Origin of the sequence: Geodermatophilus poikilotrophus, assembly GCF_900111455.1 — a bacterium.
Taxonomy (GTDB): Bacteria; Actinomycetota; Actinomycetes; order Mycobacteriales; family Geodermatophilaceae; genus Geodermatophilus; species Geodermatophilus poikilotrophus.
Map to the genome: position 1 here is coordinate 216,397 of NZ_FOIE01000003.1, position 24,630 is coordinate 241,026.

Consider the following 24,630-nt stretch of genomic DNA (forward strand, 5'->3'; position numbering starts at 1 on the left):
CGCTCACACGGCGGACACAAGCGCGCGGTATGCGGCCGCGACGCGATCGGCCCCCTCGGCCGCACCCTCGTGCTCCCATACGCGAAGGACCGTCCAGCCGTCGGCCTCGAGCTGCGCGGTCTGGCGCCGGTCGCGTTCGACGTTGGCCTGCAACTTCGCCTGCCACCAGCCGGCATTGTTCTTCGGCGCGGTTCCGTGCACCGGACACTGGTGCCAAAAGCAGCCATCGCAGAACACCGCCAGCCGCGCCCGCGTGAACACGATGTCTGGCCGACCGGCAAGGCCGCGCACGTGCTTGCGAAACCGTAGCCCCCGCCGGTGCAACTCGCGACGAAGCGCCACCTCTGGCGCCGAGTCAGCCCGCGGCATCCGGCTCATGGCCGCGCTGACGGCGTCGGAGATCGGCGCTGGCATACCAGCAGCGTAGGCCGCGTCGCGCGATCTCTTGAGGGCCGCATGCCACGGGATCGTGGTCGCGGCGCAGCGCGACAGGGTTCTTGTTGGGCTGATCTTGGCGGACGGTCCCCCAGCGGCGGAGGTGAGCATGACTCGACGAAACTAGCGGCTGGACCGCCCGTCTGCCCGCGTGAGGGCCCCGACGTTGCTGTTCAGCACCTGATGATGGCAGCCTAGTCGTGCTGGTCACGTCACAAGCGAGCGAGCTGAAGACGGGTGCGGTCGCCGGGCGGCGCGGGTGGAGAGCCGCCGCGGCCAGCTGCTCGGCCAGCCGGACGATCGTCGTGGGGAAGAGCGCGGCGACGCCGCGGTGCCCGTCGCCGAGTCCCTTAGCGAGGAAGCGGCGGGCGACGATCCCGGCGATGTTGGTCGGCAGCAGGACGGTCACCGGCGCGAGTGGGTCGTCCTTCTTGGCGTCCCGGACGACGTCCCGGAGTTCGTTAAACGCAGCGCGGCCGTAGGCGGTCCTGCATCCCCCGTGTAGTGAGACGGTAGCGGACCGTAACAACCAGCAGGGCGCTGGCAGAGGGACCTGGGATGACTCCATCCCGCGTTCGACTCCCTGTGGGGAACCGCCGCCTCATCTGCACCGGCGGCCCCGCCGCACGCGGCGTGCCGACCAACCGGGGACGAGGTCCGCGGGCGCCGGCTCACGACGGGTTAGGTTCCTGGCCGTGGAGCCTCAGGGGGATGGACCGTCGGCAGCACACACCGTCGCGGACGCCGGCCCGACCGCGGAGGAGGCGCTCAACCCGACCGTCGCCGAGCCGCCGCTGGTGCAGCTGACGCGGCTGGCCCCGGTCGCGGTCACGTCGGTCTGGCCGACCGAACCACACCACTTCACGCCCTGGCTCCTTGCGAGTGCAGATCTGCTCGGCGAGGTACTCGGCATGGAGGTCGATCTGGAGGCCCGCGAGCACAAGGTCGGCAAGTTCTCCCTGGACCTGATCGGCCGGGAGGTGACGACCGGCACCCGCGTCATAGTTGAGAACCAGTTCGGCAGCACCGACCACACGCACCTCGGTCAGCTGCTCACCTACGCCGGCGGCACGGAGCCCAGCACCGTCGTCTGGATCGCCGAGCACTTCCGCGACGAGCACCGCGCGGCACTGGACTGGCTCAACGAGAACACGAATGAAGACGTGCGGTTCTTCGGTGTCCGGCTGGCCGCGGTGACCATGAAGGGTGCACCGGCAGGGCTCATTGCTCCGTTCCTCGAGCTCGTCGTCCAGCCCAACGACTACGTGAAGGGAGCCGCCGTCGCCGACTCCGCGGCCGGCAACGCGCGGGCGCAGCTGTACGGGCAGTTCTGGTCGACCGTCGCGCCACTGTTGAAGGCGCGGGGCTGGACCATCGGCACCGGTACCACGCAGAACTGGTGGAGCTTGTCCTCCGGAGTGTCCGGGGTGACCTGGTCGATCTCCTACGCCATGTTCGGCTGCCGGTCAGAGATCTACTTCGAGCCCCCCGACCCAGCCGTCAATCTCGCCCGGTGGCAGGTGCTCGCCGACCAGCGGGAGGCGTTGCAGGAGACGTTCGGCGGCGGCGAGCTGCTGTTCGACGATCTGCCGAACAACAAGGGCTGCCGCATCGAGACGCGTCTCCTGGGACCCAAGATCGGCGATCAGGCCAGCTGGGCGACCGCGCGGGATTGGATGATCAGCACCCAGGAGCGCCTGCGGGCGGCGGTCGCGGCCGTGGGCGGGATCCCGAGCGTGGTGCCTGCCGCCGCAGAGTCGGACGTCTCGTCCGCCGGGTAGTGCCCGGTCGTCACGGCCCCGGCGGAGTCCGGGCAGCGAGCACAGCCGAGTCCCGTCCGAGGGCACGTGCCGCGGCGTCCACGATCCGGGTTCGTCGGGACGGATCGACGATGAGCGAGAGGAGGACACTGGGTCGCTTCTTGAAGTCGGCACTCTCGATGGCGGCCACGTCGACGTTCGCGCCCGCGTCTCGGAGGTCGGTGAGGAATCTGCGCTGCACCTCCCTGCCCGCGAGCACGAGCCACTGGAAGTTCAAGGACAACAACGGGACGTCACCGCAGTAGACGCTGAACGGCTGGATCTTCTGCCCGTCTGTGGTGACACCTTCCACGGAGTAGCTCGGATGCGCGCCGGTCCCGCCTCCGCCGCGGTAGTAGCCGTGAGCTGCGAGCTGGGCGTCGAAGTCGGCCAGGGCTTCGGCAAGTTCGGCGTCGTGGTCCCTCAGCCACTGGTCGACGTCCGCGTGCGTCCACCGCCGGCTGGCGGACTGCGCGTTCTTCTCGTCGGCGGACTCGGTCCCGTAGGCGGTGGGGATAAGCATCTCGACATCGCCGTGCGCGACACGGCGCAGCTCGATCGCGAGCAGCCGCATGCCAGCGGTCGTGTGCCGGTTCAGGTATCGCACGATTCGGCGCAAGTCGTCGTTGATTGCGTCAACAGCCAGCACGAGGGTGAATACGCCGCTTCTCAGATTGGCCTGAAAGCGTTCGCGCGAGCCGTCCGGGGCGGTGGCGAAGAAGTCGTCCAACGACGGGCCGCCCTGCCGCGCCCATCGGCTCACGAAGTCCTCCGGCGTCATCTCCGCCAGGCGGGAGGCGTAGTCGAGGACCTGACCCATGATGGTCCGCCGGATCTCCTGGTTCCGTGCCAGCTTGCACTCGACCACCGTGATGGTGCCGGTCCCGTCGACGATCACCAGGTCCGCCGGCCCGACGCCGGTGCTGAACTCGCGCAGCGCGACCGCGTTCTCGATGCCATCAATGACGCTGGGCTGCGCTCCGAGAATCTCCTGCAGCTCGTACTCGGAGAGGTAGCCCTCAGTCGCCGGTCGCTCCCAACGGCCACCGCCCGTCGTACGGACGAGGACATCGGCGGAGAGGGTCGGCGAGGGCATGACTGACTGTCACACGGCGCCTTGCGACCGTGCGGTGAAGCCGAGCCAGAGCCTGTTGTGTCCAGGGACTGTCGTGATGCATGAGCCGTCTGCCTCTGTAGGGACGGATCGGTGATCCGCGCTCCTCCTGCAAGCTCGTCGACTGTCCGCTCTCCCGCCGTTGTCCTCGCCGACCTGGGACCGCCGTTCGTGGTCACCAGGGCCGACGAGGAGCGTGAACCCCCTCGTCGGCCCGGGCCAGCGGTAGGTCCAGCAGATGCGGCCGTCCGCCGCCGTCACGCGCACCTGCTCGAACAACCCGACGGCAACACCCTCGATGTCGTCCAGTCGTGCCAGCCCCTCCTCGGAGCGCGAGCGGTCCAGGTCGACCAGGACGCCGGGGACCTCGTCCTCCCCATCGGTCAGCGCGGGCTAGCCATAGGGCGTCTCCCATAGCCGCTCGCGCACCGTCGTCTCGTCGGCGCTGCCGGGCACGACGAAGGCCTCGAGCGCCGGCCAGCGCGACCGACCCGGCTTCAGCGTGCCGTACACGAAGACGGAGGCCATCAGAACTGACTGGGACATCGGCCGCCAGCGTCCAGCGAGTTGGGACACGCCGACGAGCTCAGTCCGCGTGAGTCACTCGGCGAGCCGGGCCGGCACTCCAGCTTTGCGCAGCAGGTCACCGACATGCGGTCAGCCCCACCGCGCCGTGGACGACGACACCCGCGCTCCGCTCGCGGGCGGTGCCGGTTACGGTGCCGAGTGCGTCCAGCCCGTCGGCCGCGGGGGGGGGGGGGGGGGGGGCAGCCACTCCGACGCGTCGCTGGCGCTGATCACCCCACCGCCGCCGAAGAAATGTGTGGCGATGTGCGCTTGGACCACCCAGGCCATGCGGCCGTCGCGCGCCCACTCCAGCTCTACCGGGCCGAGCTCCGCAAGAGCCCGCGCGGCGAGGGCCCGCACGCCGGCCACCACCTCGTCGGGAACGGCCTCCGGCGACTGGGCGCCCAGCATGAACGATTCCCCGCTGCCGTGGACGCCCCCGACGTGGTCGGGTCGGTCGTCGCCGGAGGGGATCATCGCGCCCGACCAGCGGGCGTCGACCGCCTCATGCGACAGGACCGACGCGAAGATTTAGCGTGTCGTACCACTGCTCGAGCTTCCGCTCGGCCGACTGCAGGGCCGCGTGGTCGTCCGGGGCGGTGGCCGGGTCCTCGATGGCCCAGCCGATCAGGTCCAGTCGCTCTTGGGTCTCGGCCGCGGTGTAGGCGAACCGCCGGAAGCGGTCGAGGCCACGGCCGGCCGCGGGGCTGCCGGTCGGCTCCCGGCCGGCCGGTCCTGAGCCCGCCGACCCGGGTGTGCCCGTTCGCCGGTGTGGCGCGAGTGGGCCGAGCAGTCAACCACGTCGACTCCATCGGTACCCCGCGGGCTGCGGCGTCTCGAGGCGCCGGCGTGGACTCAGGTAGCTGACCGCTCCGGGCAGAGCTGTCCGACGGGCCTCGGTGATCGGGCGACTTCTGTCGGCGGGGTTTGTCAGCATCCGCGTCGGCCGTCACGGGGCGGCCGGCGAGGCGGGGAGTGGCATGAGCGAGCCGGTCGGCGTCCACGTCGGGCGGGTCTGTCCAGGGTGCGGCGGGAGGATTCGGTCCCGGTGAGGTGGGAACTGCCAGCTCCCGAGGGCATGCGGCTCGCCGAGCGCGGTCTGGTCGCGCTCGGCGGCTGCATGCTGCCGGGGGAGGAGCCGGTCCTCTCCTGCCGATCGTGCGGGGAGGGTGACCCGACCGCTGACGAGCAGGCGTTGGCCGATCTGCTGGGCGTCCGGTACGCCGACGTCGTCCCCGCACTCGGTAGGGGGTGACGTCGGGAGAGCCCTGCCGACGAGGACCTAGTGCAGTGGTTCGTCAGCGGCGAGCCGGCGCAGGTCGCGGTCGGCGTTGAGGGCCCGTGGTTCGTGCTGGCCCGTCCGCTGACCCGCTGGGGCGGGCCCCGCACGGAGCTGCAGCCGGCCGACCGGCGCCAGTTCAGCCGTGACGACCTCCTCTGGCTCCCGGAGGTCGTCGTCGAAGCGGCGGAGGCCATCGCCGCGCGCGGCCGCCGCTCGTTCCGCTGGTGCCGCTCCTGCCGTCGTGCCCATGCACCCGAGTGGTTCGTCGGCGCAGCAGGGACCTGTCGCGAGTGCGCGTCGGTCGTCGACGCGTGACATCAGCGGACCCGGGTGCTGGCGCCACAGCGCCGTCTGACGAGTCCGCCGCTCCACGGGCCGCCGTCGTCACGGAGGAGAGCTGATCACGGCCGAGCGCCGAGAGGTGGCCTCTGGGACAGGTGGGGTGGATGCGGACGGCGTCCGCCCGAAACACGCGGGTTCCTTTCGGTCCCGTGTCATCGTCGGCCGGACGCCGCACCGGAACGACTGCGGTACACCGAGGCGTGAGCGCAGAGGAGTCGTCGTGACCGTTGACGCGCCGTCGGTGGCGGGGAGGCAGGCGTGACGGCGCGGCTCTTCCCCGACGAGCCGCAGTTCGCGTCGGCGTCCGAGCAGCTCTTCGCCCGGACGCTGCAGGAGCAGCTGCCCGACGACGCCGTCCTCTTCTGCAACCTGCGCCTCAGCGACCGGGAGCAGGACCGCGAGGCCGACCTGATCATCGCCTGGCCCGGCGTGGGCGTCGCCGTCGTCGAGGTCAAGGGCGGCAGCGTGTCGCTGGATCGCGGGGTGGGGCGCCAGGTCGGGGACGGCATGGACCACGAGATCCACCCGGTCGACCAGGCTGTCGCCTGCAAATACCTGCTCGGCGACTACCTCGTCGGCCACCCCCGCTGGACCGCAGGCCGTCCGCGCCTGGCCCACCTCGTCGCCCTGCCGGCGACCACGCTGCCGGCCGGCTTCAGGGCGCCCGGTCTCGCCCGTTGGATGGCGCTCGACGGGACCGACATCCCGCACGCCGCCCCACGCATCCGCGCGGCGCTGCAGCAGGTCCGCGACCAGCCGGACCCGCCCAGCGCCGAGGACGTCGAGGACCTCGTCGACTGCCTGGCCGGGACGGCGATCCCCCAGCAGTACCTGATGGCCTGGCTCGCCGAGCGCGAGGCGGCCTGCGACCTGCTCACCAAGGACCAGGCCAGGGTGCTCGACCTGCTGTCCGGCCGGAACCGGGTGGAGATCACCGGGGGCGCCGGCTCCGGCAAGACCTGGCTGGCCGTGGAACATGAAGGTGCGCGGCCTCTCCGGGGTGCCGGTGCGGTTCGTGCCGTGCACCTCGGAGCAGGCCGTTGACGTGGCGGACGACGTGGCCGCCGCACTGCTGGAGGACGAGGACTGGCCGGCGGAGTCCGTCGCCCTGCTGACCACGCACGCTCGGCACCCGGTGCAGAAGGAGCGGCAGGCTGAGGGGCAGGACGCCTACTGGGCCACCTTCTGGGACGACGAGAACCTCTTCTACGGGCACGTCCTCGGCTTCAAGGGGCTCGAGCGGCCGGCGGTGGTGCTCGCCGTCAATGGCTTCCGCGACGCGGCCCGCGCCCGGGAGATGCTCTACGTCGGCCTGTCGCGCGCCCGCGACCTGCTCGTCGTCTGCGGCGACCTGGAGTTGATTCGACGCGTCGGCGGGGAGGGTGTCGCTCAGCGGCTCTCGGGCGTTCGCCAGGACACCAGATGAAGCCCCAGCGCAGCCGTACCTCGCGGTGTGCCACGTGCGGCGGTCGCCACGACCAGGCCACCCACGATGCCGTCCTTCGTGCCGCCGCAGAGCGACGCCGGTTGAGGGAGCAGAGGGAGTCTCTGAGGAGGGGCGCTGTCGAGCGCTCCCGGGCAACGGGGGACCGGCTGCGGGCTCAAGAGCCAGCAGTAGCTCGCAACCCTGACGGATTTCGCACGCGGGCCCGATGCGAGGCCTGCAACAGCCCGCACAGGTACGGAAATCTCCGCTGGTGCGAGAAGTGTGCCCCCCTTCGGGGATACGGGCGTTGCGGGATCTGCGGGCGACTGGCCCTGCGGTCGTCACCGACAGCATCACCGACCTCTTGCTCCTACTGCGTTGCCCGACCGAAGTGTCGTGACTGTGGCGTGAGGCTGACCTGGGCCGGGACCGAGTGGTGCCAGGCATGCAGTCTTCGACACGGTTACGCCCGGTGCGTCGCGTGCGGCCAGCCGACTCCCCAGGACGAGGGCTCGCCTGCCCGGACCCGGTGTTCTGACTGCTATCGCTCCCGCTCCTCGCACAGCAGCAGCGTCCGCACCGTGTCCGGGGGTTTGCCGGGGATGGGACGCCGGCACTGACGCTCGTCGCCGGCGGCACGTGCCGACGCTGACCGGCCACACCCGGACCACCGGGCCGGGACGCGTCCCGGCTGCCTCGTGGAGTCGTGGTGCCGCGTACAGCGGGCCGTGCCGATACAGGAAGGGCAAACGCCTCGCCGATCCGGGAGTCCCGTCGTGCCCAGCTCGAACGCGCCCCGGCCCCGCTCCGGGTCGAGGAACGGCGCTCGGACGACCAAGGGCACGCGGGCCACGAAGGGCGCCCGGCGCCCGCAGGGCTCCCGGTCCGCGAGGACCGCCCCGGCCAAGAAGAGGACGACGAAGGGCCGCCGTCGGTCGAGGTCCAGGCGCCCTCTCCGAGCGGCCCTGCTCGTGGTGCTGGTGACCGCCGGCGTGGTGGTCGCGTGGCCGGCCGCGGAGAAGCACCTGTCCGCGTTGCCGTTCCTCGACTCGGTCATCGCCGCGCTGACGCCGTCCGCGCCGGTCTGGCCGCTGACCGGGGTCCCAGCCGACGCGGTCGCCGACCGCTCGGCACTCGCGGTGAAGATCGAGAACTCCGCCGACGCCCGACCGCAGACCGGACTGACCGCCGCGGACGTGGTGTGGGAGCAGGTCGTCGAGGGCGGCATCACCCGGTTCGTCGCCGTCTACCACTCCGACCTCCCGCCCGAGATCGGCCCGGTGCGGTCGATCCGGCCGATGGACACCGCGATCGCCGCGCCGCTGGGCGGGCTGCTCGCGTTCTCCGGTGGCGTGCCGCCCTACGTCACCGCCGCCCAGGACGCGGGACTGCAGGTGCTCAGCCAGGACTCCGGGGCCGACGGCTTCCACCGGACGTCGACCCGCACGGCGCCGCACAACGTCTACGCGGTGCCGCAGACCCTCGTCGGCCAGGCCGACGCCGCCCACCGGGCCTCACCCGGCGCCCAGTTCGACCACCCCGCGGCCGGCGAACAACCGACCGCCTTCGCCGAGGGGCAACCGACGGCCACCCTGGAGCTCACGCTGTCCGGGGTCAGCCATCCCCGGTGGGCCTGGAGCGACGCGGACGGCCGCTGGCTGCGCAGCGAGGGGAGCACCCCGGCGGTGGAGGCGGACGGCATGCGGATCGGCGCCACCAACGTCGTCGTCCTGCGCGTCGACGTCGTCGCGACCGAGGCCCGGGATCCGGCCGGCAATCCCGTCCCGGACACCATCCTGACCGGCACGGGCCGGGCCCTCGTCGCCTCCGGCGGGCACGCGGTCGAGGCCACCTGGTCCAAGCCGGGGACCGACGATCGGGTGACGCTGACCGGGGCGGACGGCGCCCCGGTGACCCTGGCGCCCGGGCCCACGTGGGTCGAGCTGGTCCCCAACAGCGGCGGCGCAGTCGCCACCGGTTGACCACGGAAGGGCGACGACGTGGGACAGCCACCCGGCTGCGTGGGTCAGCCGCTCCGGGCAGTGCTACGTTGGCGGCTGATTCGCCCGATCGTGCGACGGAACTCCAGTCCACCCTCAGCGACGCCGTTGAGACGGGCATGGGCGGACTCGCCGCGGAACCGGACATGGCTGCCGGCGACCTCGTTGGCGAGGTGCTCCGGAGCGTCATGGCAGAGGTCCTCTCGACCCCGTGGCTGGTCGGTCTCCTGGTACTGCTCGCGATCGGGAAGCTGGTTCAGCTCGGCCGCGCGGTCGTCCACGGAGGGCACGGGCGGGACCCTCGTCGCACCTTCTCCCGGGCCGAAAAAGGCCCAGCTCCTCGAGCGGGCGGGTCAGCGGTGCGAGCGCCACTCGTGGCTGCTCGGTCGGTGTCGGGCGACCGAGGCGCTCCAGGCCGACCACGTCCACCCGCACAGCCGCGGCGGGGCGACCGACGTCGCCAACGGCCAAGCGCTGTGCAGGCGGCACAACAGGGGGAAGGCGGCGCGGGTGCCGTGGGGATGGGAGCTGGCCCGCATGCAGCGGCGCAGGCGGGCCTACTTCACACCAGGGTCTGTCACGGCCGTCGTCCGCCATGGACCGCGCGTCCGCTCGACGGGTGTGAGGCAGATCGGCGCGGTGTCCGGGGCGAGGGCGCTGCGGAACGTGCCTGTCGGCGCAGACTGAATCGCCGGAAGTGGTATCAACTCGGTACCGTCATGGCATGGCGATGACCCTGCGGACCGACGACGAGCTGGATCGGGCGCTCGCGGCCCTCGCCGCCGCAGAGGGCACCTCCCGGCAGGAGATCATCCGCCGGGCCGTCCTCGAACGGTACGAGCGCAGCGGCCATGCTGCGCGGGTCCAGGAGAGTTCGGGTCGGCTCATGAACAGGTGGGGTGACGTGCTGCACCGCCTGGGCACGGTGTGAGCGAGGTCGAGTATCTCGACCTCGACGACCTCCTCGGCCTCGTCCGGGCGCTGCGGACCGGCCCGGTGCGCGACGTCGGCCTGCTGGACTCGGCTGCTGCGCGACCCCGGACGATCGTCTTCGGGCAGGAGGCCTACCCGACGTTGCCACTCAAGGCCGCCGCGCTGCTCCATTCGCTCGCGCGGAATCACCCGCTGGTCGACGGCAACAAGCGGCTCGGCTGGCTCGCCACCGTCGTGTTCCTCGACCTCAATGGCACCCAACCGGCCCTGAGTGACGACGCGGCCTTCCAGCTCGTCATGGACGTGGCCGCCGGCGCGGCCGACGTCGAGGGGATCGCCCAGCGGCTCCGGGTCGCTCCGCGCTGACCCCACCGGAGCACTCCGCTCGCGACGGCGGCTGGGCACATGCCACGCCGACGTCCACCGCGGTCGCCGGATGACCCGCGCGGACCGCGCTCAGCACCCACACCCGGTCCCGCCCTCACTACGTGCTACACGATGTAGCCATGGCGACCCCGCGCTCCGTGCGGCTGTCGGACGACGTACTCGCTCGGCTGTCCGATCTGGCCGGGCGGCGAGGGGCGTCCGTGTCCTCGACCATCGAACGGTTACTCGATGAAGCGCTGCGCCGCGAGGCGCACCCGGGCATCACGTTCCGGGACGGCCCCAGCGGTCGACGGGCCGGGTTGGTGGCCGGTCCGGACGTCGACGAGGTGATCCGCACCTTCCGCATGAACCAGAGCGAGGGAACAGCCGACGTCGTTGCCACGGTCGCCGACCTGCTCGCGCTGACCGAGTCGCAGGTGCGCGCCGCCGTCGCCTACTACGCCGACCACCGCGGCGAGGTCGACGAGCGCATCGAGGCCACCCAGCGAGCCGCGGAAGAAGCCGAAGCCGCATGGCGCCGCCAGCAGGAGGTCCTGGCCGGTCGCGATCAGTGAGGCTGCTGCTCGACGGGATGTACCCCCCGCGCCTCGCCGAGCACCTGCGGGCCCGCGGCCACGACGTCCTCGCCGTCGCTGAACTGGCCGAGCTCATCGGCCGGTCCGACATCGAGGTCGCGCGGTTCGCCCGTGAGAAGGGGCGGATCGTGGTCACCGAGAACGTCGCTGACTTCCTGCGCCTGGACGCCGGGCACCACCCGGGTCTCCTGCTGGTCTCCGCGCGCCGCTGGCCTCGCAGGCCCCACGATCTGCCGCGACTGGAGCGAGCCCTCGCTGCCTGGCTGGACGCCCGGCCCGAGGATGCAGACGAGCAGGTCCCGGATGCCGGGCTGGTCGACTGGCTCTAGGAGCCTGTCGGAGGTCCACGTCAGCCAGCCAGCGCCGTCCCCTGGAAGACCTGCTCGCGGCGCCAGGCCACGTGCCGCTCGGCCGGCAGGGGAGTGCCCGGTCGCGGCCGCAGTCGCCGGCCGTGCAGGTCGTACAGGGCCCGGCCCTGCGGCGTGCGAGCGGAGGGGCGATGGGGACACGACGACGGCGAGGTCGTCGTCCAGACCGAGCATGCCGCGGTCGGACAGCCTGTGGTGCTCGCGTCGGGTGTATTGATCCGTGTCATGCGCACATGACATCATGTGCGCATGACACGACGGGTCTCATCCCTGCTGCCCGTCCTGCGCAGCGAGACGCAAGCCCGGCTGCTCGCCGCGCTGCTGTTGCAGCCGACGCGCGAGGCCAGCATCGCGGAGTTGGCCCGTGAGATCGGGGCCGATCCGGGCAACCTGCACGCGGACGTGCAGCGCCTCGTCGAAGGCGGAGTGCTCGCCGATCGGCGGGTGGGGCGTATTCGCCTGCTCCGTGCCGACGCCAGCTCCCCCCTGGTCCGACCGCTGACGGATCTCCTGCTGGTCGCTTACGGCCCCAAGCCAGTGCTCGAGGAAGCGCTGACCGGGGAACCCGGGATCGAATCCGCTCTGATCGTCGGGTCGTGGGCGGAGCGCTACCACGGTGAGGCCGGACCGCCCCCCGGGGATGTCGACCTGGTGGTCATCGGGGAGCCGGACCGGGATGCGGTGATCGAGAAGGTCGACGAGGCGTCGCGACTGCTGGGGCGCGAGGTGCAGGTCGTGTTCCGCTCACCCGGCGGCTGGGAGGCGGCACCGGACGCCTTCACCCGTTCGGTCCGGGAGCGGCCGACCGTGGAGTTGGACCTCGCTGAGGAGTCGCGGTCGTGAGCGGTCCAGCCGGTGCTGACGTGGTGCGGCGGCTGCTCGAGGAGCGCCGCCTCCAGTCGGTACCAGCTGACCGAGCGGCCGCCGAGGCGTTGCTGGAGGCGGCGGCCAGGCACCTGGACAGCGCCCTCATCGTGGCCGACAGCGATCCCGACGGTGCGTACACGATGCTGTACGACGCTGCTCGCAAGAGTCTGGCCGCGCTTCTGCAGGCACAGGGGCTGCGCGCGACGAGCCGCGGCGGCCACGTCGCTGTGCACTGGCCATCGAGGCGCAGTTCCCCGACCCGCCGCCGCGGACGGCCTTCCGGCCCTTCGGCCGGCTGCGCGCCACCCGCAACCGCGTGGAGTACGACCCGGTGTCCCCGGTCGATGGCGACGACGTCCGGACCGACCACGCCGCGGCGACTCGCATGCACGCGATGGCGGCATCCCTTCTCTCCGACATGTCGCCGTTCCTCGCCTGACGTAAGTTCGGTCCGGCGCATCCTGGTGGTCGAAGGGGTGGATCAGGTGTCCCGATCGGGGACGTCCTCCTCGAGCGGGTCGGCGAGCTCGGCCCCGAGCTGCCCCTCGCGCGTGGTCGGCCCCAGGTTCGCGTCCTTGCCCTCCATCCAGGTCACGACGTCGTAGATGCGCAGTGGCGACACGTGCTCACCGACCCGCGCCTCGGCCCGGAGGGCGACGAGCCGGTCGTGGAGGTCGTTGCGCCGCAGTTCCAGCCGCAGCGGTTCCCACTGGCGCCGGGATGCGTCGGTGACCCGGGCGACGATCGAGTCGTACACGGGCACGAGGCGTGGGCGCTTCCGGGCGCAGAGCTTGCTGGCGATGGTGGGTCCCACGCCGCGGAGGCGGCGCAGTGCGGTGTACAGCTCCCGGACCGGCCAGGAGCCGTCGATGCTGTCGGACACCTCGACCAGGTCGTGGTCCGGCCCGATCGCCGAGAGGAGCTGCGCGAAGTGGTCGGCCCGCTCGGCCAGCAGCTCGCGGGCGGCGAGAGGCGGCAGGAAGACCGACAGGAAACTCACCGCGACGAGGTCCTCGGCGGTGAACCGGTCCTCGGCGTTGCCCTGCCAGTCGTCGAAGTAGGAGCCGGTGTAGCGCCGGCCGTCGTCCAGGCCGTAGTAGGTGCGCAGATAGCGGACCGCGGTGGACGAGTCGTCCGGGTCGCGGAGCGCCGCGGGCAGCCGGTAGGTCATGTGGTTCCTCTCAGGTCGTGGCGTGGACGAGAGCACCCGTCATGCCGGGTGGGAGACCTCGTCTCCCACCCGGCCGGTGAGGGTCGGTGCTGCTGGATCGCGTCAGGCGTGTCGCCCTGGCGGACCGCTCGGCTGCTGCCGGGGACGACCTCGAGGGGGGAGGTCGGAGGAAGCGGGTACCGGCTGCGGTCGTCCGCGCCGCGGTCGGCACCGCGTCAGGTGGTGGCTGACGCGTCGGCGGGATCGGTCGCCGACGACGGGTTCAGGTCGTGCTGTGCCGCGCGGATGAACTGCCGCCGGGCCTCCAGCAGGTCGTCCTGCGCACGGTCGGCCTTGGCGTTCGTCCGCCGCCCGTCGGCGATCTCGTCGATGGCCACGCTGTAGTCCCGCGCGGCGCCGTAGAGAGCGATGCCTTCCCTGTTCAGCTCCGCCGTGACCGCCAGCTGGAAGGAGGCGAAGTCGGAGGCGAGCGTCTGCCAGCTCGCCAGGTAGGCACTCCGCGCACTCTCGAGCTCGGGACCGTGGGCCTTCTCCCGGAGGCTCACCCAGTACGTGCGGCCGGACTCGGCGAGGTCGTCGACCTGCTTGACGAACGCGACGGCGGCCTGCCGGCGCATCTCCCGCCCCTTCTCCTGCTGCTCGGCGGCTCTCCGCTCGCTCTCCGCAGCGCGGTCCTGCTGCCACTGGCGCGCCTGTTCGACCTTCCGGTTCGCCCGCTCGTCCTGGGCTGCCGACTTCTGCTGCTTGTATGAGATGTATCCGCCGAGCGTCGTTCCGAGGAGCCCGAACAAGCCCGCCGCGATGATCGAGAACATGCCCCTACGTATCGGCGCGACCTGCGGCTGATGGGAAGGTCGGCGTCGACCGTGACCACCAGGACGTCGAGGCTCGACCTCGGTGGCACACCAGCCGGGCGCCCGTGTACGGCCCGGCGACCTGCGATCGACCACGGCGGAGCGCATGGCGTCGTCGTCGACGTCCGACACCATGCCGACCGGTGGCGCAGCCAAGGCGGCTCAGTCCCCGGGGACGACGACGGCGCGGCCGCGCACCGCTCCCTCGTGCAGCCGGCGGTAGGCCTCGGGCGCCTCGTCTAGCGAGTACTTCTCGACCTCGACGTGCACCGCGCCGGCCCGAGCGAGGTCGAGCACCTCCATCAGCTCCGTCCGGGTGCCCCAGTACGGCGCGCGCACCGACGCCCCCATCGGCGTGGAGAAGAAGCCGGTCGGCAGCAGCCCGCCGCCGATGCCGACGATCTGGACCACGCCGTCCAGGGCCACCGTCTTCCGCGCGATCTCCACGGTCGGCGCGGCGCCGACGAAGTCGAACACCGCCTGCGCGCCCGCCCCGCCGGTCAGCGACCGGATCGACTCGATCGCGGACGGGTCCGACCGCAGCGCGTGGTGCGCACCCACCTCCGACGCCAGCGCCAACTTCTCCTCGCTGATGTCCAGCGCGACGACGGTGGCGCCGGTGACCGCGCGCAGCACCTGGATGCCCACGTGCCCCAGCCCGCCGGCGCCGATCACCACGGCGGTGCTCCCTGCGGGCAGCTTGTCGAGGCTGGACACGATCGCGTGGTACGGCGTCAGCCCGGCGTCGGTGAGCGAGACGCTCTCCACCGGGTCGAGGTCGCCCAGCGGGACCAGGTGCCGAACGTCGTCCACGATGAGGTACTCGGCCAGCGCACCGGGAGCGCCCAGCCCGGGCGGCTGGATGCCGAGGGACGCCGCCCGCGGGCAGTAGTTCTCCGCACCCCGCGCGCAGGCATGGCACAGCCCGCACCCCCAGGGGCCGTAGACGGCGACCGGGTCGCCCACCGCCACGCCGGTGACGCCGTCCCCAAGCGCGTCGACGACCCCGGTGCCCTCGTGGCCGAGCGTCAGCGGCAGCCCGTAGGCGTACTTGTCGGCGGGCAGGTCCATGACGAACCAGTCCGAGTGGCACAGCCCGGCGGCGGTCATCCGCAGCCGGATCTGCCCGGGGCCCGGTTCCGGGGTGGGGACCTCCACCACCTCGGGTCCGCCGCCGATGGTCCGGTACTGCACCGCGCGCATGGGGCATCCTCTCGTCATCAGCAGGTCGAGGTGCCCCTACCCACGTGGCCGCCTCCACGCCACCGGGTCCGCTCCGGTCCTGCGGTCCGCTGAGGGGATTCCTCACGGCGCTGACCACGCACCGGTATCTGCGAGGCCTGCGATCTCCTCTGCCGAGCGATGGGCGCCGCAGTGCACGCCCCATCGCGCGGAGAGGCGCGGCGTGTCCTGCGGCCACAGGCAGACCGGCGACCGGGGAGGCGCGACGTGGTGCGGATCGGCACGTGGAACCTGGAGAACCTGTTCCGACCCGAGGACGAGGACGGTCCCCGGGACCCGGCTGCGTACGAGGCCAAGCTGGCGGCCCTGGCCGGAGTCATCGCGCGGATCCAGCCCGACGTGCTGGCGGTGCAGGAGGTCGGCAACCCCGCTGCCCTCGCCGACCTGGCCGAACGGGTCGGCGGTGAGTGGCACTGCGTCACCGCCGGGGTGGAGCCGGACCAACGGCCCATCCGGGTCGGCTACCTGTCCCGGCTCCCGCTGACCGACGTCGCGGAGATCACTGCCTTCCCGGAGAAGCTCGACCCGATCCAGGTCGACGACGCGGGCACCCGCCTGGCTGTGATGGGCCGGGCGGCGCTGCGCGCCCGGGTCGCCCTCGGCGGGACACCGATCGACCTGATCACCTGCCACCTGAAGTCGAAGCTGCTGACGTTCCCGCCCGGCCCCGACGGGCGGCCCCGGTTCGACACCCGGGACGAGGGGGAGCGGGCCCGCGCCGCGGTCTACGCCTTGAGCCGGCGCGCCGCCGAGGCCGCCACCGTGCGCGCCGCCGCAACCGATCTCCTCGATGGCCAGGGCCAGGACCGTCGCCTGGTGGTCCTCGGCGACCTCAACGACGTCCCCGAGGCCGCGACCACCCAGATCCTGCAGGGCCCGCCAGGCTCGGAGATCGGCACCGGCGGCTTCGCCCAGCCTGACCGGGGCGACGGCCAGCGGTTGTGGAACCTCGCCGCCCGCATCCCCGCGGACCAGCGGTTCAGCCGCCGCTACCGCGGCCGCGGCGAGCTGATCGACCACATCCTGGTCAGCCACGCCCTGGTGCACCGGGTGGCCGACGGCGACGTGCGGACCGACGGAGCCGGCCCCACCCCGTCGATCGAGGACGACCCCAGCCGACGGCAGGACGCACCCGGCTCCGACCACCGCCCCGTCGTCGCCCAGATCGACGTCTGACCCTCGGCGGTGCCCGATGGGCTAGCGGATCGGGGGCCGGTTCCGGACCCCTGCTGTGCAGCTCGGATCCGCGTCGTCGATGCCGTGGGGGTGCGGTGCCGGTCGCACCGTCGAGGGCTCCCCGGCCCGGGCGGAGCGGTGGGCGCTGGAGCCTGCGAGCGGTGATCCGCTCCCACGACGGCGGTCGTTGACCGGCGAGGGTGGGGCGAGCAGAGTTCAGGGCGCCGGACACCCGCGCTCGACGCGGCAGGGGAGCATCCCGTTCGGTTGCGCTGCGGGAGACGCGGCCCGGTCATCCCAACTCCTCGAAGTCAGCAGGAGGCGACCAGCGATGGCCAGCATCGAGACGAAGAGCATGGACCACCCCGACGAGACCCGGACCCCGGACAAGACGAGCATGAACGTCGTCCACCTGGGCGGCGCCACCGTGGGTCGCTTCACCCTCCAGCCGGGGTGGCGGTGGTCGGACTGCATCAAGCCGGTGGTCGGCACGGACAGCTGCCAGGCGGCGCACCTCGGGTACGTCGTCTCCGGCACGATCCACATCGCCGCGACCGACGGCGCGGAAGCCGACCTCAGCGCGGGTGACGCCTACCGGCTCGAACCGGGCCACGACGCCTGGGTCGTGGGCAACGAACCGTTCGTGGCGCTGGAGTTCGAGAGCAAGACGGCCGACACGTACGCCAAGGGCTGATCTGCCGGCGGGGTCACCAGCACCCCGATCCGAACCGGAGCGGCCCCACTGCCACGACTTCCGTGAGGTGGGCCGCTCCGGCTCCCGGGTCGCCCACCGCGACGCCGGTGACGCCGTCCCGAGCGCGGGGCCGGTGAGGCAGCTCGGCTAGCCAGCGCCCAGCCCCTCCGCGCGGAGGAGCGGTTCAGCCGTCGCGGCTGGCGACGTCGCGGAAGCCCTCCTCGATCCCGACCAGCACCCGGTCGAGCCGGAACAGCGGAGTGGCGAACAGGGGGCTGTCCCTCAGCGCCTCGACCAACCGGTTCCACGCGCGCAGGTCGTCGGTCTCCGCGCCCAGCACGTCGGAGGACTCGGCGCTGAACGCCTCGACGTCGACCCACCGGACGCGCACCGCCGGGTGGGCGGCGAGCACCGGTGCGACCTCGCGCTCGACCAGTTCGTCCCGCTGCTCCCTGGACATGGACAGCCAGGCCGGCAGGGCGGTGAGGTGCAGGAAGGCCAGGTGGTGCAGTCCGGGGTCCGTCATGCGGCGAACCATAGATGTAGCGAACGCTACACTCAAGGGGTGCCCCGCCCCCTCGACGTCCGGCGCCGTGAGGAGCTGCTCGCCCGCGCCCTGCCCTACCTCTCCGAGCACGGCCTGGCCGGCCTCTCGCTGCGCCCGCTCGCCGCGGCCCTCGGGACCAGCGACCGGATGCTGCTGCACCACTTCGGCGACAAGGAGTCGCTGGTGGGACGCCTGCTGGAGTGGTCGCGCCCGGACGTCGCGGCACTGACGCGCGAGGAGGGGGACGTGGCCTCGCTCGCCGGCCGGCTGTGGGACGACCTGACCGGCGGAGGGCCGCAGCAACCACGGGTGCGCGTCCTGCTCGAGGTCATGGCCCTGGCGCTCACCCGGACCGGCAGCTACCGGCAGTACGCGGTCGCTGCGGTGCACGACTGGGTCACCCCCGTCGCCGAGGCACTGGTGCGGGACCTGGGCGAGGACGCCGCATCGGCCGAGGCCCGCGCCACCCTGCTCGTCAGCGGGTTGCGCGGGCTCGCGCTCGACCGGTTCGTCACCGGGGACGGCGTCCGCACGGACCGAGCCGCGGCCCTGCTGATCGCGGCCGCGACACGACCACCCGGGGCTCCGCACGACGAGCCGCGCAGCTCCTCCGGCGGCCCGGTGGAGGGCTTGGCACCGGACCGTCGCTGAGGACCCCCAGATGCACCCTCCGTCGCCCTACCCTCGCGGGGGTGCCACCCGATCGCGCGGTTCCTGGCTCACCCCGTCGGCGACGGCGACGGCGACGGTGGGACGTGGCCATAGCCACCGCCGCCGCGGTCCTGGGCGTGAGCAGCGTGGTGGCCCTGGTGACGGTGGACGGCGACCGCCCGACGGGCGCGGCTCCGACGACCAGCAGTGCGGCTCCGGCGCCGACGTCGCCGTCGGTTCCGTCCCCCGTCGAGGAGCCTGCCCCGCCGGAGACGGTCGACGGCCTCATCGCGGACCTGACCGCGCGACCGGAGGCTGCCGGACCGGCCGGCCCGCTGCTGCGGGACGGGCTGCAGGGCCTGGTGTCCGAGGACGAGGGCGTGCGCCAGCAGTCGGCCCTGCAGGTCCTGTCGGTCGTGATCAGCGGTGAGGCGCTCGACCCCGAGTACGCCACCGCGAGCCGGCTGGCCCTGTTCCGCACGATGACCGGCGAGGCACCGGCGCCCGCTCCGCCGGACGGACCCCCGTCGTGCCTCGAGACCCGCCCGGGGACGCCACCCCCGGTGGTGCAGGGGTACGCGCGCCAGATCGTCGACCGGCTCCCCGCCTGGCAGGCGGATGGGTTCCCGGCCGACGAGAGCGCACGCCTGCAGGAGCTGATCACCCCCGTGGTGGCCGGGCAGGCGACCCTCGACGTCCGCCCGTGCCCCGGCCGGTGAGCCCGCCGGGCACCGACGGACCAGCGCCCCGCTGACGACCGGCGCCCCGCGCCCTGGGGTCACGGGGGCGCGGGGCGCTCGGCTGGGAGCAGGTCAGGCGGGCGTCCGGCTCAGCCAGCCGGCGGCGGCGATGCCCAGGCCGAAGACGACGGTGCCGGGGATGATGCCCCAGCCCTCGACGGGCAGCGCCCCTCCGAGCACCCCGCCGACCGGCAGCGCGAGCAGGGACACCGCCACCGGCGCGGGCAGCAGCCGAGAGCGCAGCGCCCCGACCGCGATCAGCAGCGGACCGAGCAGCGTGGCGGTGCCGGCCAGCGCGGAGAACCACAGGGTCGCCTGCTCGACCCCGGCGAAGCCGTGGTGCATGGCCGGCGCGACGTAGGCCTCCGTGTAGCCACCGACCGGGATGAGCACCAGCCCCACCCACAGCACCGACAGGCCGACCGTGGCGACCCGCGAGCGGGCCAGGCGGGCGGCCAGCGCGCCGGCCCCGGCGGCGATGAGGACCGCGCCAGCGCCGAAGGTGACGTGCGCGGCCACCCAGGTCGCGGCCTGGTGGGCCTCCTCGTTGTGCTCCAGCGGGTGCAGGGCGTTGCCGGCAGCGAACAGCACGCCCCCGGCGGTGACGGCCAGCCCCCGCAAGGACGGGGACGGGCGGTGGTCGGGAACGGCGGCAGCCGGGGTGGGGGAGGTGGGGACGGCGGTGGCGGTCAAGGCGTGTCCTCGTGGTGAGTCGTGGTCCGGGGGACCCGGTCGGCGAGAACCGTGGCCGGTCGCGCCTTCCGACCGCTTGCAACGGCTCTGCAAGCGGCCGGTAAGTGACCTGCGCGAGCGTCCGGGGTGCCGCCCCACCGCCCGGAGGAACCCGATGGCCCGAACCGACCGCATCCGCGTCCACCCCCGCGCCGACGGTGACCCGGTGCCCGACGTCCTGGGCATGCGCCTGGCGCACCGCGCGATGCTGCGCGACGCCCACCGGCTCACCGACCTCGCCGAGCGGCTCGCCGCCGCGCCGGCGACCGACGGCGGGCACGCCGACGCCGTCGCGGGGTACGTCCGCGACTGGGCCGACTCGGTGCACCACCACCACAGCGCCGAGGACGACGTCCTGTGGCCGGTGCTCGCCGCCTCCGCCGGGCCGCACGTCGACCTCACCGAGCTCAGCGACGACCACGCCGCCCTCGACCCGGCGCTGGACCGCCTGCGCGCCGCCGCCGACGCCTTCCGCGCCCGGCCCGGTGAGGACACCGCCACCGCCCTGGCCGTCGAGCTGGGCGAGCTGCGCGACACGCTCACCGAGCACATCGGCGACGAGGAGGCCTCGGTCCTCCCGGTGATCGAGCGGCACGTCTCCGTCGCCGACTGGGCCGCGGTGGAGGCCCGCATCCGCAGGCGGGCGCGGCTGTCCTTCGAGGCGCCGCGGGTGCTGGCCGTCGCGACGGGGGAGGAGCGCGCGACCATCGAGCGCGAGGGCGGCCTGGTGCTCAGGCTGCTGCTCGCCGTCCTGGTCCCGCCGTTCCGCCGCCGGGAGAGGGTGGTCTTCTCCGGCCGGTCGTCCTGACCGGCCCGCTCACTCAGCTCGACGGCCGCTGCCCCGGGCCGGTGCGCGCTGCGAGGATCTCCTCGACCACGGCGGACTTGGCGTCGGCGTAGTCCTGGACGTGCCGCCAGGTCCGCCGGGCGAGTTCGCGCTTGGTGCGCGCATAGCGGTCCCGCGCCGCGTCGTCGCCGCGCAGCCGGTCCCGGAAGCGCAGCACCCGCTCCACCTCGGCCGCGCCCGGGCCGAACACGTGCAGGTTGACGTCGGTGTCCGGGCCCTTGAGCAGGCGGTGCTCGAACCAGCCGGGCTCCCGGATCCGCAGCACGTAGCCGGCCGCCTCCAGCTGCGGCACGTAGCCCGGCTCGTCGGCCGGGTCGGGCACGACCAGGAGGACGTCGATGACCGGCTTGGCCACCAGGCCGGGGACCGAGGTCGACCCGACGTGCTCGATGCGCAGTGCCACGGGGCCCAGCGCCGTGCGCAGGCGGTCCGCCTCGCGGCTGAACAGTCGCGGCCAGCCGGTGTCGTACGGCGCGAGGGTGATCGGGGCCTCGTGCAGGTCCAGCCGACCGACCGTGACCTCCTGGAGCTCCTCGTCCCGCCGCCGCTGGTGGTCGGTGCCGTCGACCCGCGGTGCCATGGCGCCATGTTCCTCCGACCGGCTGGGCGCGCCCATGGAGGCACGGGAGCCGGAGCCGCCACCGGGCGGAGGAGGGCCGGTGCGGGCCCCGTCCCTCAGAGGCCGACGCCGGCCAGCTGCGCGGCCAGCTCGCGCCGCACCCGGTCGGCGTCGCGCCGGGCGGCGGCCGCGGCGTCGACCTCCCCGAGGGCCTCGGCGACCGCGGCCAGCGCGTCGTCGACCGGGCCGACCACCAGCGTGCCGGAGTCCAGCCCGCCGATCCGCCCGGCCCACGGCAGCAGGTCCTCGCGCGCCTGCCGCGCCGTCGGCAGGTCACCCAGCCGGACGGCGGCATGCGCTCGCAGCGTCGTGGTGGCCAGCCAGTAGAAGTCGCGGCTGACCGGCCGGCGCAGCTGCCAGGCCGCCCGCGCCTCGGCGTCCCGGCCGGCGGCCAGCAGGCCGAGGACGACGGCGTCGGTGAGCGCGCCCGGCATCACCGAGTGCAGCCAGGCGAGCTCGTCGGCCACCGGCGCGAGGTCCCCGCGGGCGAACCCGGCCACGAACCGGCCGATCAGCGCCATCAGCGCCCCGTTGGTCGCCCCGGTCTCGGCCAGGTGGGCCGCGACCTGCTCGTACCGGGCCCGCCCCTCGTCGTGCCGGCCCGCGAGCACCAGCAGCGCGCCGTCGAAGACCTGCAGCGTGCCGAGCACGTGGCCGAGCCGACCGCCGTCGGCCAGCGCGACCGCCGTGTCGACGTGCCGGCGGGCCGCGACGAGGTCGGTGCGCCCCGCGGCGGAGAGGAACAGCAACCAGTGCGCCACCGCCCGGTGGTCGGTGTACCCGGCGGCGGCCGCGTGCGCCCGCAGCTCCTCGGCCAGCGGCTCCCGCTGCGCGACCAGGTCGGGGCCGAGCGCGGTGAACGCCCGCACGTTGAGCGCCGCGCACAGCAGCCGGGCGGCGTCCGGACCGGTGGCGGCCCGGGCCAGCTCCAGCGCCCGCGCGCTCGCGGCGTCGGCCCGCGCGTCGTCGACGCCCTCCACCTCGCGGAACAGCGCGACCAGCAGGCGGCAGCGCACGTCGTCGGGGAGCCCGTCCTCGGCCGGGGTCTCCAGCAGCTCCAGCAGCGGGTCGAGCAGCACCGGGTCCTGCGCGCCGCCCTCGCGCACCGTCCACACCAGCGGCGCGTCCCAGCCGGCCAGGGCGTCGACGAGCAGGTCGTGCCGGCCCAGCCGCCGGGCGGTGCGGACGGCGTCCCGCTGCTGGGCGCGGGCGGTCACCGCGTCGCCGGCGCGGGCGTGCGCGGAGATCGACGGCAGCAGCACCGCCAGCTCCTCCTCCCCGCCGCGCCGGCCGGCCAGCTCCAGCAGCCGCAGCGCCGACGCCCACTGCCGGGCCTCCTCCGCCGCCGCGCCCAGCCGGCCGGCCTCCCGCGCCGCGGCGACGACGTAGGGGACGGCGTCGACGGCGGTGCGTGGACCGGCGGCGGCCACCGCGTGGTGGGCCAGCGTCGCGGCGTCCACCCCGCCCTGCTCGCGCAGCACCGCCAGCGCGGTGGCGTGCACCCGGGCGCGGCGCAGCAGCGAGGTGTCCTCGTAGAGCACGTCGCGCACCAGGGCGTGGGTGAAGCGCACCCGCCCGGGCGCCGGCTCGTCGAGCAGGCCGGCCAGCACCGCGGTCTCCAGGGCGTCCAGCACCTCGTCGACGTCCCGCCCGGCCAGGGCCGCGAGCACGTCGACGTCGGCCTCCCGGCCGAGGACCGCGGCCTGGCGCAGCGCCGTCACCGCCGTCCCGGGCAGCCGCTCGACGCGGCGGCGCAGCACGTCGCGCAGCCCGGCCGGCACACCGGTGCGCGCCGCGCCCCGGCCCTCGGCGACCAGCAGGCGGGTGAGCTCGCGGACGTACAGCGGGTTGCCGTCGGTGCGCTCGCGCAGCAACACGAGCTCCGCGGGTCCGGCGTCCTCGAGGCCGTGCTGCCGGGCGAGGACGGCGATGCCGTCGTCGTCGAGCCCCCGCAGCTCCAGGTGCCGCGCCCCGGCCGAGGCCAGCGCCGCGCGGGTGGCGGCGAGCGCCTCGCCGGCCTCGGCGTCCCGGTAGGTGGCCAGCACCAGCAGCGGGCAGCCGGCCAGGGAGTCCACGACCTGGCGCAGCAGCTGCAGGGTCAGCTCGTCGGCGCGGTGGACGTCGTCGAGCACCACCAGCAGCGGCTGCTCCCGGGCGGCCTCGCGCAGCCGTTCGGCGACCGCCCGCGCCAGCCAGAAGGCGGTGCCCTCCTCGAGCGGAGCGGCACCCAGCGCGCGGGTGATCTCGGTCCACGGCCAGGCCGGAGGAGCGCCGTCCACCTCGGGGCAGCGGCCCTCGAGCACCTGCCAGCCGTCCTCGCGCAGCCGCGCCGCGGCGGCCTCGACCAGCGTGGTCTTGCCCGCGCCGGCCTCACCGGCGATCCACACGACCCGGGCGCCCTCGGCGGCCAGCTCGACCAGCCGGCGCAGCTCGGCGGTGCGACCGAGCGACGGCGGGGGAGGGGGAGCCGGGACCGCGGGCAGCGGCGCACTGCGCGGACCGGGCAGGTCCAGCGCCGGCACCTGCCCGAGGATCGCCGTCTCCAGGTCGCGCAGAGCGGAACCCGGGTCGATGCCGAGCTCCTCGGCCAGCCGCTCCCGGGCGCGGCGCAGCACGCCGAGCGCGTCGCCCTGCCGGCCGCTGCGGTAGAGCGCCAGGGCGAGCAGGCGCACGGCCTCCTCCCGGTCGGGGGAGTCGTGCAGGTGGCGCTCCAGCTCGGGGACGACGGCCGCCGCCCGCCCGAGCGACAGGTCGGCGTCGGCGCGCAGCTCCACGGCGACCAGCCGCAGCTCCTGCAGCCGCGGGACCTCGGGCGCGGCCCAGGCGGCGTCGGCCGACCCGGCGTAGGCGGGACCGGACCAGCAGGCGAGTGCCTGCGCCAGCAGCTGGCGGCGGTCGGCGACGTCGTCGGTGGCGGAGGCCCGGGCGACGAGGTCCTCGAACCGCCAGGCGTCGACGGCCTCGCGGGGCAGGTCGAGGCGGTAGCCCGGCGCCGCGCTGACCACGACCGTCGCTCCCGAGCGTCGTCCGCCGGCCGGCTCCAGGGCCCGGCGCAACCGGGAGACGTGCACCTGCAGGGCCGCCAGGGCCCTGGGCGGGGGCTCGCCGTCCCACAGGTCCTCGACCAGCCGGTCGGTCGAGACGACGTGCCCGCGGCCAGCACCAGCCGGGCGAGGACCGACCGCTGCCGCGGACCGCCCAGCGCCGCCGGCTGCCCGGCGACCGTGGCCTGCACGGGCCCGAGGACGGACACCTCGACGGA

The 24,630-nt window shown here is 73.8% G+C and carries 28 protein-coding genes and 2 pseudogenes; 17 read left to right on the plus strand and 13 right to left on the minus strand.

Annotated features, from left to right (window positions below; genetic code table 11):
• Positions 1-3: 3 nt before the first annotated feature.
• A complete protein-coding gene (locus BMW27_RS08490) occupies positions 4-414 on the minus strand; it encodes a very short patch repair endonuclease (protein WP_091442319.1) in 411 nt (136 codons plus the stop codon).
• Positions 415-1,130: 716 nt separating this feature from the next.
• On the opposite strand from BMW27_RS08490, the gene BMW27_RS08500 reads away from it, so the two are divergent.
• The gene (locus BMW27_RS08500; RefSeq protein ID WP_091442326.1) at positions 1,131-2,216 is read left to right on the plus strand and encodes a DUF4268 domain-containing protein; all 1,086 of its coding nucleotides are present in this window, start codon (positions 1,131-1,133) and stop codon (positions 2,214-2,216) included.
• Between the two features lie 10 nt (positions 2,217-2,226).
• Here BMW27_RS08500 and BMW27_RS08505 read toward each other — a convergent pair whose 3' ends face one another.
• Entirely contained in the window at positions 2,227-3,330 is a 1,104-nt protein-coding gene (locus BMW27_RS08505; protein WP_091442329.1) for a PDDEXK family nuclease, read from the minus strand.
• A 411-nt stretch (positions 3,331-3,741) separates the two neighbouring features.
• Entirely contained in the window at positions 3,742-3,894 is a 153-nt protein-coding gene (locus BMW27_RS23310; protein WP_175486427.1) for a hypothetical protein, read from the minus strand.
• A 1,069-nt stretch (positions 3,895-4,963) separates the two neighbouring features.
• On the opposite strand from BMW27_RS23310, the gene BMW27_RS23930 reads away from it, so the two are divergent.
• The 5 genes from BMW27_RS23930 to BMW27_RS08525 all read left to right on the plus strand — a co-directional run bounded on the left by BMW27_RS23930 (position 4,964) and on the right by BMW27_RS08525 (position 8,947).
• Positions 4,964-5,170, plus strand: a complete 207-nt coding sequence (locus tag BMW27_RS23930; protein ID WP_245743390.1) for a hypothetical protein — start codon at positions 4,964-4,966, stop codon at positions 5,168-5,170.
• 30 nt (positions 5,171-5,200) lie between these two features.
• Entirely contained in the window at positions 5,201-5,512 is a 312-nt protein-coding gene (locus BMW27_RS23935) for a hypothetical protein (protein ID WP_245743391.1), read from the plus strand.
• A gap of 285 nt (positions 5,513-5,797) precedes the next feature.
• Positions 5,798-6,583, plus strand: a complete 786-nt coding sequence (locus BMW27_RS08520) for a nuclease-related domain-containing protein (protein ID WP_245743393.1) — start codon at positions 5,798-5,800, stop codon at positions 6,581-6,583.
• 1 nt (position 6,584) lies between these two features.
• Positions 6,585-6,965 (plus strand): ATP-binding domain-containing protein, encoded by a 381-nt coding sequence (locus BMW27_RS23940; RefSeq protein WP_245743395.1) that lies wholly within the window; start codon positions 6,585-6,587, stop codon positions 6,963-6,965.
• A gap of 980 nt (positions 6,966-7,945) precedes the next feature.
• On the plus strand, positions 7,946-8,947 hold the full coding sequence (locus BMW27_RS08525; protein WP_245743396.1) for a DUF3048 domain-containing protein: 1,002 nt from the start codon (positions 7,946-7,948) through the stop codon (positions 8,945-8,947).
• Between the two features lie 44 nt (positions 8,948-8,991).
• Here the strand turns inward: BMW27_RS08525 and BMW27_RS23660 are convergent, their stop codons facing one another.
• On the minus strand, positions 8,992-9,246 hold the full coding sequence (locus tag BMW27_RS23660) for a hypothetical protein (RefSeq protein WP_217638106.1): 255 nt from the start codon (positions 9,244-9,246) through the stop codon (positions 8,992-8,994).
• Between BMW27_RS23660 and BMW27_RS24555 the strand changes: the two genes are divergently transcribed.
• From BMW27_RS24555 to BMW27_RS08550, 5 genes are all read left to right on the plus strand, one after another.
• A complete protein-coding gene (locus BMW27_RS24555) occupies positions 9,131-9,652 on the plus strand; it encodes an HNH endonuclease (protein WP_217638083.1) in 522 nt (173 codons plus the stop codon). The two genes, BMW27_RS23660 and BMW27_RS24555, sit on opposite strands and share 116 nt — an antisense overlap.
• 37 nt (positions 9,653-9,689) lie before the next feature.
• Entirely contained in the window at positions 9,690-9,896 is a 207-nt protein-coding gene (locus BMW27_RS08535) for a ribbon-helix-helix protein, CopG family (protein ID WP_091442339.1), read from the plus strand.
• Positions 9,893-10,264, plus strand: a complete 372-nt coding sequence (locus tag BMW27_RS08540; RefSeq protein WP_091442342.1) for a type II toxin-antitoxin system death-on-curing family toxin — start codon at positions 9,893-9,895, stop codon at positions 10,262-10,264. The genes BMW27_RS08535 and BMW27_RS08540 overlap by 4 nt, the downstream gene beginning before the upstream one ends.
• Positions 10,265-10,404: 140 nt before the next feature.
• Positions 10,405-10,839 (plus strand): ribbon-helix-helix protein, CopG family, encoded by a 435-nt coding sequence (locus tag BMW27_RS08545; RefSeq protein WP_091442345.1) that lies wholly within the window; start codon positions 10,405-10,407, stop codon positions 10,837-10,839.
• Entirely contained in the window at positions 10,797-11,189 is a 393-nt protein-coding gene (locus tag BMW27_RS08550; protein WP_281244747.1) for a DUF5615 family PIN-like protein, read from the plus strand. The genes BMW27_RS08545 and BMW27_RS08550 overlap by 43 nt, the downstream gene beginning before the upstream one ends.
• 20 nt (positions 11,190-11,209) lie before the next feature.
• On the opposite strand, the pseudogene BMW27_RS24480 reads toward BMW27_RS08550, so the two are convergent.
• Positions 11,210-11,426: pseudogene (locus BMW27_RS24480) on the minus strand (phosphorothioated DNA-binding restriction endonuclease); the annotation flags it as partial.
• A 51-nt stretch (positions 11,427-11,477) separates the two neighbouring features.
• Here BMW27_RS24480 and BMW27_RS08560 point away from each other — a divergent pair.
• Positions 11,478-12,071, plus strand: coding sequence for a helix-turn-helix domain-containing protein (locus BMW27_RS08560; protein ID WP_091443075.1), 594 nt, complete (start codon positions 11,478-11,480; stop codon positions 12,069-12,071).
• A 505-nt stretch (positions 12,072-12,576) separates the two neighbouring features.
• On the opposite strand, the gene BMW27_RS08565 is transcribed toward BMW27_RS08560, so the two are convergent.
• The 3 genes from BMW27_RS08565 to BMW27_RS08575 form a co-directional block, all read right to left on the minus strand.
• Positions 12,577-13,266 (minus strand): DUF6308 family protein, encoded by a 690-nt coding sequence (locus BMW27_RS08565; RefSeq protein WP_175486428.1) that lies wholly within the window; start codon positions 13,264-13,266, stop codon positions 12,577-12,579.
• Between the two features lie 215 nt (positions 13,267-13,481).
• A complete protein-coding gene (locus BMW27_RS08570; protein ID WP_091442350.1) occupies positions 13,482-14,081 on the minus strand; it encodes a hypothetical protein in 600 nt (199 codons plus the stop codon).
• Positions 14,082-14,282: 201 nt separating this feature from the next.
• Complete coding sequence (locus BMW27_RS08575) at positions 14,283-15,323, minus strand: NAD(P)-dependent alcohol dehydrogenase (protein WP_091442354.1); 1,041 nt, start codon at positions 15,321-15,323, stop codon at positions 14,283-14,285.
• 246 nt (positions 15,324-15,569) lie between these two features.
• Between BMW27_RS08575 and BMW27_RS08580 the strand changes: the two genes are divergently transcribed.
• Together BMW27_RS08580 and BMW27_RS08585 are read left to right on the plus strand one after the other, a co-directional pair.
• Complete coding sequence (locus BMW27_RS08580; protein ID WP_217638084.1) at positions 15,570-16,538, plus strand: endonuclease/exonuclease/phosphatase family protein; 969 nt, start codon at positions 15,570-15,572, stop codon at positions 16,536-16,538.
• A gap of 331 nt (positions 16,539-16,869) precedes the next feature.
• Positions 16,870-17,232, plus strand: a complete 363-nt coding sequence (locus BMW27_RS08585) for a cupin domain-containing protein (RefSeq protein WP_091442356.1) — start codon at positions 16,870-16,872, stop codon at positions 17,230-17,232.
• Between the two features lie 184 nt (positions 17,233-17,416).
• Here BMW27_RS08585 and BMW27_RS08590 read toward each other — a convergent pair whose 3' ends face one another.
• Complete coding sequence (locus BMW27_RS08590; RefSeq protein ID WP_175486429.1) at positions 17,417-17,758, minus strand: darcynin family protein; 342 nt, start codon at positions 17,756-17,758, stop codon at positions 17,417-17,419.
• A 39-nt stretch (positions 17,759-17,797) separates the two neighbouring features.
• Here BMW27_RS08590 and BMW27_RS08595 point away from each other — a divergent pair, with 39 nt between their 5' ends.
• Both BMW27_RS08595 and BMW27_RS08600 read left to right on the plus strand, forming a co-directional pair.
• Entirely contained in the window at positions 17,798-18,430 is a 633-nt protein-coding gene (locus BMW27_RS08595) for a TetR/AcrR family transcriptional regulator (RefSeq protein ID WP_091442361.1), read from the plus strand.
• A gap of 104 nt (positions 18,431-18,534) precedes the next feature.
• A complete protein-coding gene (locus tag BMW27_RS08600) occupies positions 18,535-19,149 on the plus strand; it encodes a hypothetical protein (protein WP_245743398.1) in 615 nt (204 codons plus the stop codon).
• 93 nt (positions 19,150-19,242) lie between these two features.
• Here BMW27_RS08600 and BMW27_RS08605 read toward each other — a convergent pair whose 3' ends face one another.
• On the minus strand, positions 19,243-19,863 hold the full coding sequence (locus tag BMW27_RS08605) for a hypothetical protein (protein ID WP_175486430.1): 621 nt from the start codon (positions 19,861-19,863) through the stop codon (positions 19,243-19,245).
• Between the two features lie 154 nt (positions 19,864-20,017).
• On the opposite strand from BMW27_RS08605, the gene BMW27_RS08610 reads away from it, so the two are divergent.
• Positions 20,018-20,710, plus strand: a complete 693-nt coding sequence (locus BMW27_RS08610; protein WP_175486431.1) for a hemerythrin domain-containing protein — start codon at positions 20,018-20,020, stop codon at positions 20,708-20,710.
• Positions 20,711-20,723: 13 nt separating this feature from the next.
• Here the strand turns inward: BMW27_RS08610 and BMW27_RS08615 are convergent, their stop codons facing one another.
• The 3 genes and pseudogenes from BMW27_RS08615 to BMW27_RS24300 all read right to left on the minus strand — a co-directional run.
• Positions 20,724-21,329 carry a GrpB family protein gene (locus tag BMW27_RS08615; protein ID WP_091442368.1) on the minus strand — a complete coding sequence of 202 codons (606 nt, stop codon included), beginning with the start codon at positions 21,327-21,329 and terminating at the stop codon, positions 20,724-20,726.
• A 95-nt stretch (positions 21,330-21,424) separates the two neighbouring features.
• Positions 21,425-24,373, minus strand: coding sequence for an ATP-binding protein (locus BMW27_RS08620; protein WP_217638085.1), 2,949 nt, complete (start codon positions 24,371-24,373; stop codon positions 21,425-21,427).
• A pseudogene (locus tag BMW27_RS24300) lies at positions 24,356-24,511 on the minus strand (winged helix-turn-helix domain-containing protein); the annotation flags it as partial. The pseudogene BMW27_RS24300 and the gene BMW27_RS08620, both read right to left, overlap by 18 nt.
• Between the last annotated feature and the right edge of the window lie 119 nt (positions 24,512-24,630).

Excerpts from the sequence above, each read along its gene's own strand:
- BMW27_RS08570 (WP_091442350.1), bottom strand. The coding sequence starts at position 14,081 with ATGTTCTCGATCATCGCGGCGGGCTTGTTCGGGCTCCTCGGAACGACG.
- BMW27_RS08615 (WP_091442368.1), bottom strand. The coding sequence starts at position 21,329 with ATGGCACCGCGGGTCGACGGCACCGACCACCAGCGGCGGCGGGACGAG.
- BMW27_RS08545 (WP_091442345.1), top strand. The coding sequence starts at position 10,405 with ATGGCGACCCCGCGCTCCGTGCGGCTGTCGGACGACGTACTCGCTCGG.
- BMW27_RS08585 (WP_091442356.1), top strand. The coding sequence starts at position 16,870 with ATGGCCAGCATCGAGACGAAGAGCATGGACCACCCCGACGAGACCCGG.
- BMW27_RS23310 (WP_175486427.1), bottom strand. The coding sequence starts at position 3,894 with ATGTCCCAGTCAGTTCTGATGGCCTCCGTCTTCGTGTACGGCACGCTG.
- BMW27_RS08575 (WP_091442354.1), bottom strand. The coding sequence starts at position 15,323 with ATGCGCGCGGTGCAGTACCGGACCATCGGCGGCGGACCCGAGGTGGTG.
- BMW27_RS08535 (WP_091442339.1), top strand. The coding sequence starts at position 9,690 with ATGGCGATGACCCTGCGGACCGACGACGAGCTGGATCGGGCGCTCGCG.
- BMW27_RS08490 (WP_091442319.1), bottom strand. The coding sequence starts at position 414 with ATGCCAGCGCCGATCTCCGACGCCGTCAGCGCGGCCATGAGCCGGATG.
- BMW27_RS08590 (WP_175486429.1), bottom strand. The coding sequence starts at position 17,758 with ATGACGGACCCCGGACTGCACCACCTGGCCTTCCTGCACCTCACCGCC.
- BMW27_RS08610 (WP_175486431.1), top strand. The coding sequence starts at position 20,018 with ATGGCCCGAACCGACCGCATCCGCGTCCACCCCCGCGCCGACGGTGAC.
- BMW27_RS08560 (WP_091443075.1), top strand. The coding sequence starts at position 11,478 with ATGACACGACGGGTCTCATCCCTGCTGCCCGTCCTGCGCAGCGAGACG.
- BMW27_RS08505 (WP_091442329.1), bottom strand. The coding sequence starts at position 3,330 with ATGCCCTCGCCGACCCTCTCCGCCGATGTCCTCGTCCGTACGACGGGC.
- BMW27_RS08550 (WP_281244747.1), top strand. The coding sequence starts at position 10,797 with ATGGCGCCGCCAGCAGGAGGTCCTGGCCGGTCGCGATCAGTGAGGCTG.
- BMW27_RS08565 (WP_175486428.1), bottom strand. The coding sequence starts at position 13,266 with ATGACCTACCGGCTGCCCGCGGCGCTCCGCGACCCGGACGACTCGTCC.